This is a genomic window from Ignisphaera sp., assembly GCA_038735125.1.
GTDB lineage: Archaea > Thermoproteota > Thermoprotei_A > Sulfolobales > Ignisphaeraceae > Ignisphaera.
In genome coordinates this window covers 38259-56994 of the sequence record JAVYNU010000009.1, presented here as the reverse complement: position 1 = coordinate 56994, position 18736 = coordinate 38259, and the positions used below count along the sequence as shown (strand labels likewise).

The window sequence follows — 18736 nt, the reverse complement described above, 5'->3', positions numbered from 1 at the left end:
CATTATTACACTTCAAACATCTACTCTTCAGAAACCTCTTCACCTATTTCCTCAGGCAGCTTCACTATCAAAAAACCTTCCCGAAGTATTTTAACAAGATCTCTCCTCGTTATTTCCTCAACCACTTCTCTGAATCCATCAAGCGGATTCTCAGATCTTATCTTTACATCAAGCTTCTTAGCAAGATTCTTAACAGCTGTCAAGCATTTTTCTCTTGCAATGCACACATCACATCTGCAGTACTCCCCCTTGACAAATGCAAATCCTATAGTTTCATCGACAAACCCCCCCTTATTAGGAAATATTATCATTCTAATAGACCCTTTCTCATCAATGTCGACATCATAAACTAAAAATAATCGTGCAGCAACATAAAAACGGCCATCTCTATATACAATTAGGCCATTTCTTTTGAGAGTATTTAAATGTCTGTATATCGCTGTTCTTGAAATACCAAGCGAAGAGGCTATTTCAGCTGCCGTAGTAATGCCTCGCGCCATTAGAGATATTATTGCACATCTAATCTCATTCTTTATACAATTTTCAAAAGTTCTGTAGTTTACCAATCTAACAATATCTACCTCAGGATAATTCGATGGTAAGGAGAGAGACAATATTCTTTGTGCATAATCATGAAGGGCTTTTATATTTGAACACCCACAATATGTTGTATTAGTAGCCATAAATTTAAATATCTTTATAGCAATTAGTGACGAACGAAGCTTGCATTAATTTTGAATTCTTGTAAACTTTAAAAAAACTATCATATTGGTATTCCTACCTCTCTTAAAATTCTACGAAAATTTTTCCATATAACCTCCTTGACAATCTCTGCATCAATATTCTTAATACTAGCAATAATAGAGATAAGCTCAGGTATCATGTTAGGCCCTAGTAGCAGTCCTCTGTATCTATATGGTCCATCAGACTCCGTCACAATATTCTCTAATGGTACATTTCTTATTATATCTAGATGTTTCTTCTGTATCTTTGCTGCTACATTAATTCCTATGTAATAACCATTATCAACAATCTCCTTTAGAAGCTCTATTGGACCTGTATACCAGTGGAATATAGCCACCTTTATATTGCTTTTCTTTACAACCTCTAGGGCCTCTCTCCATGCATCTGGTGCATGGATAGACAAACCCATGTTATTTCTTTGAGCAATATCAACAAATCTTATGAATAACTGATATTGTATATCAAATGTGTTGAAAACAAATCTTTTGTCTAAACCTATTTCGCCAAAGAATCTAACATTGTTTTTCTTTGCTATATCCTCAAAGAACTCCATATCAACGTTTGCAAAATTTTTTATATTCCATGGATGGTAACCTATAGCTGGAACAACATTTTGGCATCTTCTTGCAACCTCTATGGTTTTCACACTGCTTCCCATATCATCTGAAACGGCCAGGAATACGTAGCTGTCTTTACAAAGATCTTCAACATCTTTATCATATTCATGCAAATGTATATGAGAATCTACAAAAGGTATGGATAGCTCTTCTTGGCCAATCATATGCACTACTTTCCCCTTTCAACCATGTACCTTATTTTGATGCATTCTCTAGCACAAACTTTCTAACCTGATCATGTTTGACATGTACAAACTCTGTAAAGTTTTCAAGTGGTATATAAACAAATCTATCCAGTTTATAGGTTGGATGCACCTTCCCAGTTACATTGATTTTATATCCACAAAATGGACACCTCATATCCTGTGTCAGATTAACCTCTAAAATATCGAAACCAAATCTTCTTATCAACATCCTTCCACAATTTGGACAATAAGTGCTTTCCAGTTTGTGCCCTGGCACATTGCCTAGATAAATATATTTCAGACCCTCATCTTTTGCTACTTGAGCGTGTCTCTCGAGTGTTGTAAGAGGTGTGGATGGCACGTCCAAAAGCTTGTAATCTGGATGGAACCTGAGGAAATGTACAGGGGTTTCAGGGCCAAGGTTCTCTACAATCCATCTAGCCAATTTTTTAGCCATTTCAATATTGTCTCCATATTTTGGTACAACAAGATCTGTGACCTCTATGAATACTCCCTTTCTCTTTAGCTCAGCCATAGCATTGAAAACAGACTCTATATCAGGAACGAGGCTAAACTTTCTTGCAAATTCTTTATCGCCATTACCCTTTAAATCGACTGTTGTAGCATCAATAAACCTTGAGACTAGGTCTATAGTATTATCAGTCATATAACCATTTGTCACCATAGTGTTAAACAGTCCTTGCTTCTTAGCCAAGATTCCTATGTCATAGGCGTACTCTATGAAGACTACAGGTTCATTGTATGTATAGGTAATACCCTGGGCACCATAGCTAAGGGCCAGCTCAACTGCAAGCTCTGGTGGAAGCCTCCAACCAGCTATAACTCTTCTCTGACTAATATCCCAGTTTTGACAAAAACTGCAAGCCCAGCTACACCCTGTTGTGGATAGGGAGAACACCATTGAACCTGGATTGAAATGGTAAAGTGGTTTTTTCTCTATAGGGTCGATAGCAACAGCTATAGCAAGGCCATGAGATGCCAGGTAAAGCTTTCCATCAAAATTCCATCTAATGCCACAAAATCCATACTGGCCATCCCTCAACTTGCATCTTCTTGGACAAGCTGTGCACTCTACAATCTTTTTTGAGGAATCAATAACCCTATAAAGCATAGCCTCCTTGGGCATATATCAACACATCTATTGAATCATCCTCTGATTAAAAACACTATTAGATTAATATGTTTAGCTGATTTTTCTAAGAAAATAAAACAGTGTTTGAGTTAAAAATAGTTATAGGGCTGATTTCATTATGTCTTTTATTATATCGGCTGTTAGCGGAAATGGAGAGTTGTTATGCATATAGTTGAGTCTTGTTAATGTATATTCAATTATCTTCTCTATATCTCTCTCTGTAAAACCGTAGTCACTTAGCCTCTCATTGAATCCTATCCCTTGCTGGAATCTCTCGATAGCTTTTTGAGCCTTTTCAGCATCTTCAGCTATCGGCTTTATTGTTGGATCTAGGATTTTCAGTATGATAGCAGAGTACTCTGGAACCGCTTTATGTGTGTAGAAAGCTGATCTAGGCCCAAGTAATGCAAGGCCGCAAGCATGTGCTAATTTTGGCTGTAAACCGCTGAGAGCATGTTCGATTGCATGTATTATATGTGTTGATCCAGAGTCTATCGCTATTCCAGCTATCATTGAGGCATACAACAGCTTCTCTCTCAACTCAATATTTCTTAAATCGTTAACAAGCTTTGGAAGATTTTCTGATATTAGCATTGTAGCCTCTTTTGCAAGAGTTTCTATGAGCAGGCTCCTAACTTTTGAGGTTGCAGATTCGTAAACATGGTAAAATGCATCTAGCGCTGTGTACATTGTTTGTCTCTTATCAAGTGTGAGTGTATATCGAGGATCGTCTATAGAAACCTCTGGGTACTTGGGGCTTAGCCCATGTTTCTCCTTAGTATCGTCAAGAGTGATCACAGCATATCTATCAATTTCTGTTCCAGTACCGTGAGTAAGGTTTATCGCAAGAAGTGGAACACTTCTCTTGGGCTTTCTAACACCTTCCGCATACTCCTTAACACTTCCACCACTCAACGCTATTACAGATGCCATCTTTGCTGCATCGATAGGGCTGCCTCCGCCAATTGCTATAACGAGATCTGCACCCTCGTTCCATATCATCTTCGCTAGTTCCTCCACCTGGCTCGCCCACGGATTTGCAGATATATTGTCGTAGATCACATAGTTTGTCCCAAATTCCTTCAAAATCTTTTCAACATCCCCCAGAGCTCCGCTGACTCTCGCTGATGTTTTTCCAGCTGCTATAACAACTTTCTCATGTTTAGATATAAAATCTTTTGCATTTTCTAACGCATTAACCCCGAAATGCAGTGTTGTTGAGGCATATCTCAGTGTAAAAACCATATATATATCGCCTTAAATCAAAGATTACCGAAAACATATTTTAAGTTTTGTGTAGATGACCGTAGCTTTATAGAGATGATTATGTCAAATGTCCGTTTCCTAGCAAGAGTTTTTTATCATTAGATAACCATCCTCGCCATCAAGATAATACTTCTTCAAGATTGCTTCTATTCTATATCCAAGAGATTTATAAAGATTTATTGCATTTGTGTTGCTGACCCTAACCTCTAGCCGATATCTGCATACGCTGAATAATGTACGCATAGCATTCTCTATTGTTTCCATCAATTTCCTTCCAATACCTCTCCCCCTATATCTCTGGTCAACGCATATCGAGACTATGTGACCAAACCCATCAATTCTTATCATACCTGATACATACCCTACTATAGTTTTTGTATCGTTCTCTTCAGCTACAAAAAACAGCTCTGGATAAAGCTCATAGAGCATTCTTAGAACAATTTCTGGATATGGATCTTTAAAACATTTTTTCTCTAATTCGTAAATGCTTTCTATATCATTCCTCTCAGCCCTTCTAATCACTATCATTATCAACCACTTAACAGAATGTAAGTTGATATTCCAGCTGCAATGGCAATCACAATGATATTTACAATGTCTAGAAGCCTCTTGTCCACAACAATCCTTAGCATAGTTGTATTCGGTATGATGGATGATAGAAACACAGAGCCATCTGTAATGAAAAGTGGTATTGCATTGAACACATAGAGGCTTAGATTAACCATTACCACAAAATTAATGTAATTTAGAATATCAACTAGCATTGGATTGTTATAGGGAGCTCCACCTTTCAGCACCACCAAGTTATTCTCCATTGACACGCCTATACATGGTGTATTATTGCCAAGCTTCTTGTTATATGTATCTATAACCGCTGAAACATTTTTGCAGATGCCATTTCTACATATAGTAAATGTTACATTCTCTCCGACCTTAAGCCTCTTTAGAACATTGCCAACATCATCGACACTTCTTATTAATGAGCCATTAATAGAGTAGAGTATATCACCTCCTCTAAGACCAATTTTTTCTGCTGGACACACCACATTGCTACATATACTACAATCAATTGATGTAACAGTAACAGCTTGAGAAAATGAGATGCCGGTAAATGGCAATAATGCTATTAATGCTATGCCCATCAAAGCTATTATGGCATTTGCTAGCGGGCCTGCCGAGGCTATCAACGCTTTTGTCAACGACGATGCGCTCTTAAAGGAGTCGTCGTCTAGTTCAACGAAAGCCAACGGTATTAAAAAGGCTATTCCAATTCCCCAGCTCCTAATATCGACACCTTCTCTCAGAGCAGTAATTGCATGAGCAAGCTCGTGGAATGCAGCCCCAATTGCTATAGATACCACTAGGTATTTTAGTATTGATGTGAATGTGAATAATATTGGGACAGGAACTGCAACAGGTTGTGGAGGATTGTTTGAGACTCCTGCTGAAAACATGATAAAGTCTCTAATCATTCCAATAAATATTGGGACAAAAAATATATAGAATAGAGCCATGCCTACAAGCATCGATAAAATTACAGCAATTCTTATTGGTTTTATGACTGACATCTTTTTGCTCGACTTAACTTCTTTTCCGATGTAAAGCAAAAAGCCTCCGAGAACAAGCTTGGCTTTTGCCGACGCTAGTCTAACCTCTTTATCCCCAAAGAAAATGGGTAAGATAGTGAAGATTATTATCCATGCCAGCATTATATACAGTATTGCTTCCAATTGATGCCCCTCAAGTTGCTTCAACAATGGTTAGATATAAATTCTCCCTAGTTTTAAACATTAATTAGCTTGTTACACACATTAAATATTGTGTCGAATACAATTAAACGTTGTTGTGGTCTAATGAAATGTCTTATGGTTATAGGAGAAGGGTTGTATATGATGAGAGTAGGTGGAATATTCTTAGGAAGAAGAGATCCTCAGCAATAAAAATGCTAGAGACCCTTTCCTCCTGTGGAATAATAAACCCTATTGTTCATGGTAGCGTTGCTAGAGGAGATGTTAACGAGCGCAGCGATGTTGATGTTGCTTTGCTTAGACCTTATTCACCCAGTCTGCTAGAACTGTGTATTGAGAGACAAGGCTACAGCATATACAGCAAGAAAATTGTTATGCCAACGCCAATCCACACACCCAAGCTATACATCTATCTTGACCCATTCGAAGAGCTTATCATTTCAGATCCGCTGGCAGAGTTGTTTCCAATTGAGGTGGAGTTTTACAAATTTAGTGGAATGGTCGAGTACAATGATCTTTTGAGAGATGTTAGAGTGGTAGGTGTTGATAAGAGGCTCATGCTTATAGAGCCTGTTGAAGATGGTCATGTAGAGACCCCTGTTGTTGGTAATGAAGGCTATGTCGCGAAAAAATTGAGGGTGTCTATAGAGGTTGTTCTTGATAGAGTAGAGGCGTTGACAAAGAGGGTTAGAGAGGGTCATACAGGTCTTTTCATCGAGTATGAGGTGCCGATTAACACAGATACAGAAGCCTATATAGAGTTTCTCTGTAGAGAAAATAGTCTATTTAGAGATAGGGTAAGAGACTATGGGCTCTGTATATAGAGTAGAGGGAAACGATATTATTGGCTATTGGTACAAAGAGCTCTCGAAGGGCTGCAGACTTTGCATGAAAGGATTGAAAATAGTTATATTTGTAACAGGCATTTGTGGAATGGACTGCTATTATTGTCCAATTAGCAGAGAGCGAAGATCTTCAGAAGCTTTTTATGTAGACGAAGAGAAGATCTGTGGAATGACCACAATCATTGACGAGGCATCTATGGTGAGAGCCGAAGGTGCATCTATAACAGGTGGCGAACCTATGCAGAGATACGACCTAACAGTCAAGACCATCCAGCTACTTAAAGATGTGTTTGGCCAGAGCTTCCACATACACCTCTATACATCTGGTCTTGGCGCAACAAAAAATGCTATAAAGTATCTCGATATTGTTGGTCTTGACGAGATAAGATTCCACATAGTTAACGATTCCATATGGAAACTCATCGAATATGCTGTAAAGAATACTGCGATGGATGTTGGGATAGAGATTCCAGCTATACCCAGAAATGATGAGGAGATCTGGAGAGTTGTGCTAAAAGCTGATAGCATAGGTGTTAAATTCATTAACCTGAATGAGATGGAGGTTAGCGAGACTAACCTAGATAGAATCCTGTTTAGAGGGTATGGGATAGCCGAGAATGGGAAAACAGTTGTTGGAAGCATGGAAACAGCTAAGAGAATCTTAGCTAAGGCAATACAAAGCGACATATCCATCCCAATCCATTTATGCCCAGCGCAATTCAAGGACTCAATTCAGCAAAGAGCTAGGATGCTTAGAAAAGCTAGAATGTGTGCCAACATAGATGATAAGGTCTCAGAAGATGGTATGATAATCAGAGGCGATGAGGAGATAGAGCCACGGTTAGATGTTTGCGCACCTCTACTTAGACATTAGACTAAGCTCATTGTCTTACTCACATAGAAACTGTTTTATAGCATCATAATTTATCTTAACATATCTCTCCAGACTTCCAACATCATACCAAACACCTCTGTGAATATAGGCCTTCACCTTATGTCCCCTCTTAATAATCCATGGCACTAGATCACCCATTATATCAAATGACTTTCCCAAAGAATATTCAACATTATTCAGTATCTGAGATTCCAACACAATCACACCTATTGAAACATATAGGTTTAGCCATGGCTTTTCAACCAACTCCACAACACTGTCATCATCACTAACCCTGGCGACGCCAACAGGTACTTGATATCTGTCAGCAAGAACTATGGTGACATCCGATTTTCTATTTCTGTGAAAGGATAATAGGTCGTAGATGTTAATAGGCGCTATTATATCTCCATACCAAATAATAATCGTGTTATCCTTAAATAAACCATTTTTGAATGCTTTTAAGAGTGCACCTCCAGTCCCACGATGCCCCTCATCATCTAGACTATATCTAATCGAAACTCCATGTCTAGATCCATCGCCAAAATAGTTTCTTATCTGCTTCCACTTGTATCCAACAAGAAGAACAAACTCTTTTATGCCAAACCTGTGAAGCCAGCAAATTATATGCTCTAGAAGAGGTTTTTCTTCACAGCCAATGGGAAACATCGGCTTGGGAACAATTTCTGTGTACGGCCTAAACCTCGTTCCCTCACCACCTGCCAAAATAACAGCGACGACATTCTCCTGAGTTGCCAGCTGCATGAAAACCACTATAATATTGTATACAATACAACTACTCTTATAATTAACGTTAACATAACTATATAAAACTTTTTGATTATCCCAAAACACTATATTGAAGCTTTTATTCAAAGTTTTTATATCCGCCCTCGAATTACTATTACAGCTTAGAATGGTGTTTTTTTCTTTGGGTAGTGCAAGCAGTATTATGAAGGAGATAGAGTCTGAGGCTGAGAGAATTATTAGAGAAGCTGAAGAGAGAGCTTCGAAGATAGTTGAAGAGGCTAAGAAAAAGGCTAGCGAGATTTTAAATGATACAAGCTATATTGATGATTTGAACAGGTTTGCAAGGGAATTAGAGGAGGATGTGAATAAGGAGTACCATAATATAGTTGAAGAGGCTAAGAAAAAAGCAGAAGAAATAGCTAGAGCATATAAGAAGAACATTAATGAGATTGTTAAAAATATTGTATCAAATGTCATAGGAGTTGAAATTGGCTAGGTATCGTTCATGAATATAAGATATGCTATTCTCAGCGACCCTGATATAGCATTAAAAGCCTATGTGATTGTTCCACGCGACTATGCTGATATGACATTGGAAAAGGTAGTGAAGCTAGGTGCTTTTGAGCCTATATCGTTGGAGGAGAAAGAAAAAGCTAGAGAAATTGAAGAATACATTACCTTAGTTGAGAACTGCAAAAAGTTATTTGACTCAATTAACTCATTTATAGAAAAGCCATTAACTATAAAAATTGAGGAGATGCCAACAAGTACCAAGCAGGCTCTTCAGAGTCTATATAAAAAACTTGGCAATGTGGTAGAAATACTTAGAGAACTCGATAAGAAGAGGCTTGAGAATGTTAAGAAGCTAAGAGAACTCAATATGATAAGAAAATATCTTGACCAAATATCGAGTATGTATAGCAACGCTGATATAAGTGTTCTAGACTATGATGGTGCTCTAATTGCTGTAAAAACGTTTCTAGGTTCTAAAAACGAAATTGAGTTATTGAAGAAGAAAGCGAAACATGTATTGGGAGAGACTGTCTTCGACGAACAAAACGCTTTGGCCACAATTGTTTTTGATTCAAACCTGCTGGAGAGCATCCTAAAGGAAGTTGAGCAAAGGAATGTTAAAATTGTAGAGTTTTCAAAAGTATATGGATATGTTCCTCTTCTAAAAATTGTTGAGGCTATTTATAAAGAGAAGTTGAACGTAGAAGCAGAGTTAAGAAACATTGAGAATAGAATTGACGAAATTATAAAGGGTAACGCATATGATATTGCCTTGTTGAAGACTCTTGTAGACATCGAATATGGCAAAATTGAGTTATTGAAAACGGCTTTAGAGTCGAAGTACCTGGTGTTGCTTAGCGGCTGGGTTTTAAGGTCTAGAAAGGAAGAGTTTCTAAAGGAGTTGAGCAAAGTACCATCCCAGATAATATTCGAGGATTCTCCCGAGCCCCCTGTGGAATTTAACAATTTGAAGCCGTTCAAACCCTTTGAAATGTTTACAGAGTTGAATGGCTATCCATTGCCTAGGGAATGGGATCCGACACCCCTACTTACATATTTCTACGGAATTTACTTCGCTCTAATGTTTCCAGACATAGGCTATGCAATAGGTCTGCTAATAGGTTCCAAGTATGTCCTACCCTATTTTGTCCAAAACCCTGAAACCCTCCAAAAGCTTAGAAAAATAGTGTATATAACGGCTTTTAGCGCCATGGTAACCGGACTCCTCTCTGGAAGCTTTCTAGGCTCGCTTATAGGCCAATACATATCTCTTGTACTGTCTCCTATCCTCCCATCTCCGCCACCAAGACTTTTAAATGTTGAAGCTACGGTAACGTATATGCTATCATCAATTAAATTGGCGTTGCTAATAGGATATATAAGCATATTAATAGCACACATAGTCGCAATAGCAAAGGCTGTTACAAAAACACATGATCTATGGACGGCAATACTAGAAGTTTGCATGGTCTTATTCATAATATTTGGGCCGCCGCTTATAACATACAAGGTCTCGTTTCTAGGAATGGATGTTGATATATTCAAATTAGGTAGGATAATACCTGCTAATATAATAGAGTGCACGGTTTATGCAACATTAGCTGTATTCATACTGTCCAAGGTTAAAACATCGGGTCTTATGGGAATGTTTTTCTGGATCTTTGATGTTATTGGCATCTTGGCTGATAACATGTCGTTTATTAGAATTGCTGGAATAGGTGCTGGCTCAGCTTTACTAGCAGAAATTTTCAATGTATTTATATACTCAGCTTTTCAGAGCGCATCGACTATAAATATAGCTGTAGGGATTGTGGTGGGACTTATAATGACTTTCATACTGCATTTATTCATACTTGGCGCCTCTGTTTTGGGTCCCTACATACACTCACTTCGATTGATAACATATGAAATGGCTACGAAATTCTATGAAGGAAGCGGAAAAAGAATTGCACCACTAAGAGTTGTGCTGGGTCCAGTGAAACTTGGGTCAACAAAAGAATTGATTTAAACCAACAAAATAATAAGGTTAAGGTATTGAAGAGGACAACTGGATCCAAAAACTTTTAATCCAGTATCACTTATTTTAGACCGAGGGATTGAATCAAGATGAGCAGTGATATACTTGCATTTATAGGTCCTGGGCTAGCAGAAGGGCTTGCATCTGTGGGCTCTACACTAGGAATTTACATAGCAATTTCAGCAGGGATTCCAGTAATAAGTGAGGATCCTGCTCAAAGAGGTAGGATATTTGCTCTAGCTTTTCTCCCTGCTACCCAAACACTAGTCTACGGTTTTATCTATATGCTGATGAGCTATAGCGCTTTCTTACCATCTCTACTCAAAAAGTACTCTTCAATACCACCTCATATTGCAGCAGCCGTATTTGGCATAAGCATGTTCGTTGGCTTAGTAGAACTCTATTCAGCATATGCGCAAGGAAAGGTTTGTGCAGATGGAGCGGCACAATTGATAAAAACGCGTGGAGTGATATTTGGCCCCACAATAATTTTGGCCGCGTATGAGGAGTTGTTTGGCATTCTTGGCATGGTTTTTGGCATAATGTTTATGTCTATTATTACCAGTTGGTAAGCGTATATGAGTGTTGAAGAACTTAAAAGAGCTGTTTTAGAGAAAGCCAAGATAGAGGCGGAACATATTTTAAAGAAAGCTGAAGAAGAAGCGAAAAATATTATAGAGGAGGCTCAAAAGAAGAAGTTGATGCTCATTGAGGAAAAGAAGAAAGAGATAGTAGCTAAGCTAAATCCTGACGCTAGAATAGCAGAAGCCAAGTATAGGGCAAGACTTATTCTTGCTGAGGCAAAAGATTCTATAATTAGAGAGGTTGTAATTCATGTTAACAGTATTTTAAATTCTCTACCACAAAACATAAGATTTGAGTCAATAAAAAGACTTATTGATGAGTCTATACAAGAGGTTTTAAATTCAGTTGGCAAAGTAAATAGTATTACAATTAGAGTTTCGTCTAAAGACATAGACTTCATTGATGCAATTAAAAGATATGTTGAAGAATCTTATAATATAAGAATTGAAGGTATATATACAACAAATATTATTGGTGGTGTGATAGTAGAGTGCATGAATGGGGAAATAATCATTGATAATAGCTATGAGGAAAGATTGAAGAAGGTACTCAGAAATATGATGCCCCAACTAGCAAAAATTGGTTTGTGATGTAAATGACGTATAAGATGAGTAGGTATGGGCTGAAAACACTATTGATAACCCATCTAGATAAAAATCCAAAACTCGAAGAGGCTATCCAGATAGCATTAGAAAATCAGTTCATAGACCTCCCATCGGTGCTGTCCAGATATAATTCGAGAATGGATTATCTCAAACTAGCATCAGCAAAGACTATACATGAACTGGAAGAAAATTTAATTGGGTTAATAAAAAATGAGCTGAATTATGTTTATAACCTTCTTCCCGAACTCTATTCAAAATTCTTTAGGACATTTCTAACGATATATGAACTTGATTTGATCTATACTTCGATTATGTCCTCTAAACATTTCAATGAGATGAAACCAAGATTTTTAGAGCCTAAAGACATGAATATTTACATGTATTGTACAAAAGAAAAGACCTATGAGTGCCTCTTATTAACATTTCTAAAGCAGCTCAAAACAGATTTAAAGATGGCAGAACATCAAAAAACACCTAGAGAGAGTTATTCTAGAGCCCTTGGTTGTGTGAGTCTCCTGGCTGTTTCAAAGTATTTGAAATACATATCTAATTTAGAGAGGCTTGGTTTTACAACAGCGAACTCCATAGAGAGTTTCACCAAGCAAATTATTTCAGCTACTAATATAGATGGTGTAGTTCAGCATCAATTAGAGAATTCCGCAAAGTATCTCTATAATATCATTGTATCACATCCTGCTAAAGCAACTATATACGAAGCCCAATATGTATATAGCAAATGCAGAGAATTGCTAGCGTTATCTCCCCAGGTCATAGATTTGCTAACACTATACCTAATTAACAGGTATTACGAAGTATACGTATTAAAGTATGTATTTTCAGTTTCTTGGGTATTCAAATGAGTTTGCCAAGAGATTTAATCAAAAAGATTTGTGCTATAGTCAGAAAAGAGTTTGAACCACTTATGAAGATTCTCGGCATTAAAGATGTTTATGTAGCAGAGAATTGGAATGATGCCAAAGGTATACTGGATAAACTCTTGGTGCAGAACGATGTGGCTATCATCCTTATCCAAAAAAGTTTGGTTCCCGATGGGAAGAGTTTCATTGACTTGAATTTGTATAGGTTATATCCGATAGTTGTAATTATACCTGACGATAAAATAAGTTTATCTGCATCACTACAAACTTTTTATGGAGAGCTTATCCGAAAATATATAGGCTATGAAATTCATTTAGGGTAATTTTTATGAGTATTAGAACAGGTAAAATATATAGAATTGCTGGTCCACTTGTTATTGCTACTGACATACCTAGTCCAATGATGTATGAAGTTGTTTATGTTGGTAAAGAGGGGCTTATTGGAGAGGTTATAGCTGTTAGGGGAGAGAAGGTATATATACAAGTCTATGAGGAGACAGCAGGTCTTACTGTTGGGGAAAAGGTGGAGGCAACGGGTAAGCCTTTGTCAGCAGAGCTTGGACCTGGGTTGATAGGATCCATATATGACGGTCTTCAGAGACCTGAAAAAGAAATTGCAAAGCTATTTAATGATATATTCATTAGGAGAGGGGCTAAGGTTGCCCCACTCGATAGAAGTAAGAGATGGCATTTTGTAAGGGAGAAGAATATCAATGTTGGTGACAAGGTTTACCCAGGTGACATAGTAGGATATGTTGATGAGACCCCCCTTGTAAAGCACTATATCATGATTCCGCCAAATGTCAAAGGCGAGCTTAAGTGGATTGCTGATGAAGGTGACTATGCAGTTGAGGATACTATAGCCACCGTCTCTTCTGGTCATCAAGAATACAATGTCAAGTTATATCATGTTTGGCCAATTAGAATTCCAAGACCATACACCGAGAAGCTAACCCCAATAGAGCCTCTGATCACAGGTATTAGGGTTATAGACCATGTTTTTCCAATTGCAAAAGGTGGGAAGGCAGCTGTTCCAGGAGGTTTTGGAACAGGGAAAACTGTTATACTTCAAGAGATAACAAAATGGAGTCATACTGATATAGCAATATATGTTGGATGTGGTGAAAGAGGTAACGAGATGTCAGATGCTTTAACAAGTTTTCTAAAGCTTATTGACGTTAGAAGAGGGAGGCCAATGATGGAAAGATCGGTCTTCATAGCAAACACAAGTAATATGCCTGTTGCAGCAAGAGAAACAAGTGTTTTCCTAGGTATTACAATTGCTGAATACTTTAGAGATATGGGCTATGATGTGATAATGGTCGCCGATTCTACTAGTAGATGGGCTGAGGCTATGAGAGAGATAAGTGGTAGAATGGAGGAGATGCCAGGTGAAGAAGGATTCCCGGCGTATCTAGCTAGCAGACTATCAGAATTCTATGAGAGGGCCGGAAGAATTAAAGCACTTGGAAGACCTGAGAGATTTGGAAGTGTAACCATATTTGGAGCTGTATCGCCGCCTGGCGGAGACTTTAGCGAGCCTGTAGTAAGAAATACTGTAAGATATGTCCAAAGCTTTTACGCATTAGACTATGGACTTGCAACAAGAAGGCATTTCCCAGCTATTAACTGGCTTACAAGTTATAGCATGTATGTAGACTTTGTTAAGGAGTATTGGGATAAGGTAACAGATGGCAAATGGGGCAAGTATAGATCAACAATATTGAGAATACTTCAAAGAGAATCTGAATTAAGTGATATAGTCAGACTTGTAGGGCCTGAAGCACTTCCAGAGGAAGATAAGCTTATATTAGAGGTGGCTAGGATAATTAGAGAAGGCTTTTTGCAGCAAAGTGCTTTAGACCCCTTTGACGCTTATTCACCTCCCGAAAAAGGAATTATAATTATGGAGGCCATAATGGAGTTCTATAGAAGAGCTTTAGAGGCTGTAGCAAAGGGTTTGACTGTTGCTAAAATAAGAGAATTTAAGAGTAAGTATATGCTTTATCAAATGAAGTTCTATTCACTTGAAGACCTCAAGAAAGTTATTCCACAATATTTTGAAATACTAAACCAGGAATTTGGCACTGTGGCGAAACAATAATGCCAAAGGCTATTGAAACTCCAAGGCTAACTTCAAAAGCAAGCAAGCAAATACTTGGCACAAGAGGTGCACTAATATTTGTAAAGGCGTTAGGTGGTATAAGCTATGGGGAACTTGTCGAAATAGATGTTGATGGGGATGTTAGATTAGGGCAAGTGATAGATGTTAGCAAGGATGTTGCAGTAGTTCAGGTGTTTGGCTCATCTCTTGGGATCACAGCAGGTAAGACTGTTGTGAAATTCCTTGGAGAAACATTAAAAATTCCTGTATCTTCTGATATGCTTGGAAGGATTTTCGACGGGCTTGCAAGACCAATTGATGGAGGGCCTCCAATAATTCCGGAAGACTATTTAGATATTCATGGAGAGCCTCTGAATCCCGCCATAAGAGTCCCACCTTCAGAGTTTATAGAGACAGGGGTTTCTGTAGTAGATGGTATGCTAACCCTTGTTAGAGGGCAGAAGCTACCCATATTCTCAGGTTCTGGTCTACCTCACAACAGATTAGCTATGCAGATAGTTAGACAAGCTGCTGTAAGAGGAAGTGGTGAGAAATTCGCTGTTGTATTTGGAGCTGTTGGAGTTACACATGAAGAGGCTATGTACTTCCTAAATGAGTTAAAGGCTATGGGTGCACTAGACAGGACAATAGCTTTTATAGCACCCGCCTCAGCGCCAACAGTTGAAAAGCTAGCACTACCTAGAACAGCTCTGACAGCAGCAGAATTCTTTGCATGGAAATATGATATGCATGTTCTAACAATTTTAACTGATATGACTAATTATTGTGAGGCTTTGAAAGAAATTTCTGCTGCTAGAGAAGAGGTCCCAGGTAGAAGGGGGTACCCAGGATATATGTATACAGATCTTGCAACAATGTATGAAAGAGCTGGTAGGGTTTCAAGTAAAAAGGGTAGCATGACTATAATGCCAATTTTAACAATGCCTGATGATGATATTACACATCCGATTCCCGATTTAACAGGGTATATAACAGAAGGACAAATTGTTTTATCTAGAGACATGTGGAGAAAGGGTATATACCCACCTGTCGATATCTTCCTCTCACTATCTCGATTAATGAAGGAAGGTATAGGGCCCGGCAAAACTAGAGAGGATCATAGAGAAGTTTTTGCACAGCTAATGACATCTTACTCTGAAGGCACATACCTGCGAGAACTTGTTACAATTGTTGGAATTGAATCTCTGTCTCAAAGAGATAAGAAATATCTAGAATTTGCTGATGAATTTGAAAGAAGATTTATCAATCAAGGAGAGTATGAAAGAAGAGAAATAGAGAAAACACTTGATATCGCATGGGAGCTTCTCTCAATGCTACCAGAAGATGAACTTAGGCAAATAAGACCAGAGACTATCAAGAAGTATCATCCAAAGTATAGGGGAGGCAAGACTTGAGTAGTGAAATAATAAGGCTTCCAAGACCAACTAAAATAGAACTCATAAGACTTAGAAGAAGACTTGCGCTAAGTAGAAGAATACATAGGATTTTGAGAGATAGACTAACTTTTCTGATGCAGGAGTTCTACACAGTTTACAGAAAGGCATATGAATCTAGACGCAGACTACATGAAATGCTCAATGAAATCTATAACAGCTACTCGTATGCTGTCGCCATACACGGTCTTGAGACCCTCAATATGGGAGCAAACACTATTAGTGAGACCGTAGAGGTTGTGGCGGGTACAAGAAATGTTATGGGCGTTGTGGCGCCATCTATGGAACTATCTTCTATACCCATGCACTCTCCTGTATTGCCAATCGAGGTTGCAGATATCCAGGTAAAACGCAAGGAGTTTTTAGAGATGCTTGTTTCCGTTGCCGAATACGAGAAAGAGTTAATCGAGCTGGCTATGGAGATTTCAAGAGTAAAAAGAATTGTTATGATGCTAGAAAAGGTTTTGATACCAAGGCTTATCACAACTATAAGATATCTCATGATGAAGTTTGATGAAATGGAGAGAGAAGAGAAGATTAGAAGCTTGAAGGTAAAATCGTTATTACTTCAAAGATTTGAAAGCATATAGAACAAGCTCCACAAGCTTTTTTGTGGGAGCTGCTGGAATGCCTAACCTAGAAGCCCTAGCAATTCTATACACATTATCTGATGCTAACATCGATGCAAAACCCTTTCTATAAGCTTCAACAATATACTCGATATTGTCGTCTATAACAACAGCTTTTGTATCATCGAATCCCTCTAAACAATTGAAATACATAGCTATTTTTATTGGCCCCACATTACTATCTCTACTGATCACCTTATAGACAAATTCACTAATCTCAAGTTTATTGAGGATAGCTTTAGCTGCTTTCGCGCTTTGTTTAGTAGCGATACATATGGTAACCTCTTTACTGAGTTGCTCCAGAACCTGCCTAGGAACATAGAGATCCTTCTTGTTTAACTTATTTAAGGAACTAAGTTCTACCTCTTCTATAATGCTGGATAAAGTCTCAAACTCCTTTTTGTCGCTACTCCAAAGCCTAACCATAGCCCTATTTATTGTCTCCCACTCTTTGACTAGCCCAAGCTTCACAAGTTTTTGTCTAACCCTTCTCCAGTCTATTGGAAGCTGAGTTAATGTGGCATCCAAATCAAAGATTACGACTCTTCTTCTACTTTCTAAAAATTGTGTAAACCTCTTAAGCCAGTAAACTAACTCAATTCTAGAACTCCCCAGATATGTCCTCCAACTATCGCGTTCTCTAGGAAACCTTTCTAAAGCTTTCAAAATCTGCACCAAGTTTTTTGCAGGCTCCAATAGATTGACGTCGCTTCGCAAGGGGTTTGCAGTCATTTTTTTAGCCATGTATATCCAAGTCGATGGTATCTTAGCTAGGTATCTTAGCCCATCCAAAACCCATACAAATTCTCCTCTGTGTACCTTCAACCTTTTTGCAAGTTTCCTTGCACTCTCCTCGCCGTATATATAGGCAGCTACGAGTATCCCTGGAAAATGATATCCGAGCGACACAGCCAAATCTATGCTCCCCCAAAACTTGGGATTCACCTCAATTACATAGTGTGCCCCCAGCTCATCAACATATCTTGTTTCAACCATTAGAACCCCATTCCATCTCAATAACTCTACAACCCTTCTCCCAATGGCATAGAGCTGGGGATCCTCTATAGGACCTCTCGCATATAGACTTGCACCACCAACCGGCTGATATTCAACTATCCTCTGATGAGTAAACTCCATTATGGGTTTGCCTTCAAATGTTAATGCATAATATCCTCTCCCAATTCCTTCAACATATTCCTGAACAACGCATGGAATTCTTCTAACAGCTTCTGAAACAGCTGATTCAGAATCTAGATGGAAAGACGGGTTAGATGCATCACCAAGGTTTTTTACTACGAGAGGTGGAGAAAGCTCATATATACCCCCAACATCGTGACTGCTACCCACAAATACCTGCTTTGGAAACACAACAACTTTGCCCAATTTGTCAACAATTCTAACCCTATCCGATGCCAATACAATATCTTCGTAGCGTGGTGCTGCAACTGTTATCCCAAGCTCATAGAATATTTTCACATATTTAGAAAAACCTACGAAATCGATATAATCCACGGGAACGACAACGTCGCATCCATGTTTATGTGCAACCATGGCTACTATGTAAGGCCAGTCAGTACCCTCTCTTCTAACCTTATATAAATATCTATAATCAAATATTCCAGAAAAAAGATGAGGGTGAATGCTGTGAGCAACACCGACAACTTTGATGTTCAGTAAACTTTTTATAGACTTTGCTATTGCTATAGATTTTCTAGAAGATATAGAAGCCACAACAACACATTTATCCAATAGCTATCGCCACAAAGACA

At 38.3% G+C, this 18736-nt stretch carries 19 protein-coding genes; 11 read left to right on the top strand and 8 right to left on the bottom strand.

Annotation, left to right across the window (positions count from 1 at the left end):
- Nucleotides 1-20: 20 nt before the first annotated feature.
- The 6 genes from QW284_08810 to QW284_08785 form a co-directional block, all read right to left on the bottom strand.
- Nucleotides 21-614 carry a winged helix-turn-helix domain-containing protein gene (locus tag QW284_08810; protein ID MEM0339766.1) on the bottom strand — a complete coding sequence of 198 codons (594 nt, stop codon included), beginning with the start codon at nt 612-614 and terminating at the stop codon, nt 21-23.
- A 149-nt stretch (nt 615-763) separates the two neighbouring features.
- Nucleotides 764-1525, bottom strand: coding sequence for a TatD family hydrolase (locus QW284_08805; GenBank protein ID MEM0339765.1), 762 nt, complete (start codon nt 1523-1525; stop codon nt 764-766).
- Between the two features lie 31 nt (nt 1526-1556).
- Nucleotides 1557-2693 (bottom strand): AmmeMemoRadiSam system radical SAM enzyme, encoded by a 1137-nt coding sequence (gene amrS / locus QW284_08800; protein ID MEM0339764.1) that lies wholly within the window; start codon nt 2691-2693, stop codon nt 1557-1559.
- Nucleotides 2694-2798: 105 nt separating this feature from the next.
- A complete protein-coding gene (locus QW284_08795) occupies nt 2799-3944 on the bottom strand; it encodes an iron-containing alcohol dehydrogenase (GenBank protein MEM0339763.1) in 1146 nt (381 codons plus the stop codon).
- A 99-nt stretch (nt 3945-4043) separates the two neighbouring features.
- Nucleotides 4044-4493: a ribosomal protein S18-alanine N-acetyltransferase gene (gene rimI / locus QW284_08790; protein ID MEM0339762.1), complete on the bottom strand. Its 450-nt coding sequence runs from the start codon at nt 4491-4493 to the stop codon at nt 4044-4046.
- 2 nt (nt 4494-4495) lie between these two features.
- Nucleotides 4496-5695, bottom strand: coding sequence for a site-2 protease family protein (locus QW284_08785; protein ID MEM0339761.1), 1200 nt, complete (start codon nt 5693-5695; stop codon nt 4496-4498).
- Between the two features lie 128 nt (nt 5696-5823).
- On the opposite strand from QW284_08785, the gene QW284_08780 reads away from it, so the two are divergent.
- Together QW284_08780 and QW284_08775 are read left to right on the top strand one after the other, a co-directional pair.
- The gene (locus QW284_08780) at nt 5824-6537 is read left to right on the top strand and encodes a DNA polymerase subunit beta (GenBank protein MEM0339760.1); all 714 of its coding nucleotides are present in this window, start codon (nt 5824-5826) and stop codon (nt 6535-6537) included.
- Nucleotides 6521-7432: a 4Fe-4S cluster-binding domain-containing protein gene (locus QW284_08775; GenBank protein MEM0339759.1), complete on the top strand. Its 912-nt coding sequence runs from the start codon at nt 6521-6523 to the stop codon at nt 7430-7432. The genes QW284_08780 and QW284_08775 overlap by 17 nt, the downstream gene beginning before the upstream one ends.
- Nucleotides 7433-7447: 15 nt before the next feature.
- Here the strand turns inward: QW284_08775 and QW284_08770 are convergent, their stop codons facing one another.
- Nucleotides 7448-8197, bottom strand: coding sequence for a nucleotidyltransferase family protein (locus QW284_08770; protein ID MEM0339758.1), 750 nt, complete (start codon nt 8195-8197; stop codon nt 7448-7450).
- Between the two features lie 166 nt (nt 8198-8363).
- On the opposite strand from QW284_08770, the gene QW284_08765 reads away from it, so the two are divergent.
- The 9 genes from QW284_08765 to QW284_08725 all read left to right on the top strand — a co-directional run bounded on the left by QW284_08765 (nt 8364) and on the right by QW284_08725 (nt 16928).
- Nucleotides 8364-8678, top strand: coding sequence for a hypothetical protein (locus tag QW284_08765; GenBank protein MEM0339757.1), 315 nt, complete (start codon nt 8364-8366; stop codon nt 8676-8678).
- Between the two features lie 9 nt (nt 8679-8687).
- Nucleotides 8688-10703, top strand: coding sequence for a hypothetical protein (locus QW284_08760; GenBank protein ID MEM0339756.1), 2016 nt, complete (start codon nt 8688-8690; stop codon nt 10701-10703).
- Between the two features lie 98 nt (nt 10704-10801).
- Nucleotides 10802-11284: an ATPase gene (locus QW284_08755; protein ID MEM0339755.1), complete on the top strand. Its 483-nt coding sequence runs from the start codon at nt 10802-10804 to the stop codon at nt 11282-11284.
- 6 nt (nt 11285-11290) lie between these two features.
- Nucleotides 11291-11887, top strand: coding sequence for a V-type ATP synthase subunit E family protein (locus tag QW284_08750; GenBank protein MEM0339754.1), 597 nt, complete (start codon nt 11291-11293; stop codon nt 11885-11887).
- A gap of 5 nt (nt 11888-11892) precedes the next feature.
- Nucleotides 11893-12762: a hypothetical protein gene (locus QW284_08745; protein MEM0339753.1), complete on the top strand. Its 870-nt coding sequence runs from the start codon at nt 11893-11895 to the stop codon at nt 12760-12762.
- Entirely contained in the window at nt 12759-13103 is a 345-nt protein-coding gene (locus QW284_08740) for a V-type ATP synthase subunit F (GenBank protein ID MEM0339752.1), read from the top strand. Before QW284_08745 ends, QW284_08740 begins: the two co-directional genes overlap by 4 nt.
- A gap of 5 nt (nt 13104-13108) precedes the next feature.
- Nucleotides 13109-14884, top strand: coding sequence for a V-type ATP synthase subunit A (locus tag QW284_08735; protein MEM0339751.1), 1776 nt, complete (start codon nt 13109-13111; stop codon nt 14882-14884).
- The gene (locus tag QW284_08730) at nt 14884-16299 is read left to right on the top strand and encodes a V-type ATP synthase subunit B (protein MEM0339750.1); all 1416 of its coding nucleotides are present in this window, start codon (nt 14884-14886) and stop codon (nt 16297-16299) included. The genes QW284_08735 and QW284_08730 overlap by 1 nt, the downstream gene beginning before the upstream one ends.
- Nucleotides 16296-16928, top strand: coding sequence for a V-type ATP synthase subunit D (locus QW284_08725; GenBank protein ID MEM0339749.1), 633 nt, complete (start codon nt 16296-16298; stop codon nt 16926-16928). Before QW284_08730 ends, QW284_08725 begins: the two co-directional genes overlap by 4 nt.
- Here the strand turns inward: QW284_08725 and QW284_08720 are convergent.
- A complete protein-coding gene (locus QW284_08720) occupies nt 16902-18716 on the bottom strand; it encodes a hypothetical protein (protein MEM0339748.1) in 1815 nt (604 codons plus the stop codon). The genes QW284_08725 and QW284_08720 overlap by 27 nt on opposite strands.
- Nucleotides 18717-18736: the final 20 nt, after the last annotated feature.

Coding starts and splice junctions, on each gene's coding strand:
- QW284_08805 (MEM0339765.1), bottom strand. CDS start 1,525: ATGATTGGCCAAGAAGAGCTATCCATACCTTTTGTAGATTCTCATATA.
- amrS (MEM0339764.1), bottom strand. CDS start 2,693: ATGCCCAAGGAGGCTATGCTTTATAGGGTTATTGATTCCTCAAAAAAG.
- QW284_08795 (MEM0339763.1), bottom strand. CDS start 3,944: ATGGTTTTTACACTGAGATATGCCTCAACAACACTGCATTTCGGGGTT.
- rimI (MEM0339762.1), bottom strand. CDS start 4,493: ATGATAGTGATTAGAAGGGCTGAGAGGAATGATATAGAAAGCATTTAC.
- QW284_08780 (MEM0339760.1), top strand. CDS start 5,824: ATGTCTTATGGTTATAGGAGAAGGGTTGTATATGATGAGAGTAGGTGG.
- QW284_08775 (MEM0339759.1), top strand. CDS start 6,521: ATGGGCTCTGTATATAGAGTAGAGGGAAACGATATTATTGGCTATTGG.
- QW284_08770 (MEM0339758.1), bottom strand. CDS start 8,197: ATGCAGCTGGCAACTCAGGAGAATGTCGTCGCTGTTATTTTGGCAGGT.
- QW284_08760 (MEM0339756.1), top strand. CDS start 8,688: ATGAATATAAGATATGCTATTCTCAGCGACCCTGATATAGCATTAAAA.
- QW284_08755 (MEM0339755.1), top strand. CDS start 10,802: ATGAGCAGTGATATACTTGCATTTATAGGTCCTGGGCTAGCAGAAGGG.
- QW284_08750 (MEM0339754.1), top strand. CDS start 11,291: ATGAGTGTTGAAGAACTTAAAAGAGCTGTTTTAGAGAAAGCCAAGATA.
- QW284_08745 (MEM0339753.1), top strand. CDS start 11,893: ATGACGTATAAGATGAGTAGGTATGGGCTGAAAACACTATTGATAACC.
- QW284_08740 (MEM0339752.1), top strand. CDS start 12,759: ATGAGTTTGCCAAGAGATTTAATCAAAAAGATTTGTGCTATAGTCAGA.
- QW284_08735 (MEM0339751.1), top strand. CDS start 13,109: ATGAGTATTAGAACAGGTAAAATATATAGAATTGCTGGTCCACTTGTT.
- QW284_08730 (MEM0339750.1), top strand. CDS start 14,884: ATGCCAAAGGCTATTGAAACTCCAAGGCTAACTTCAAAAGCAAGCAAG.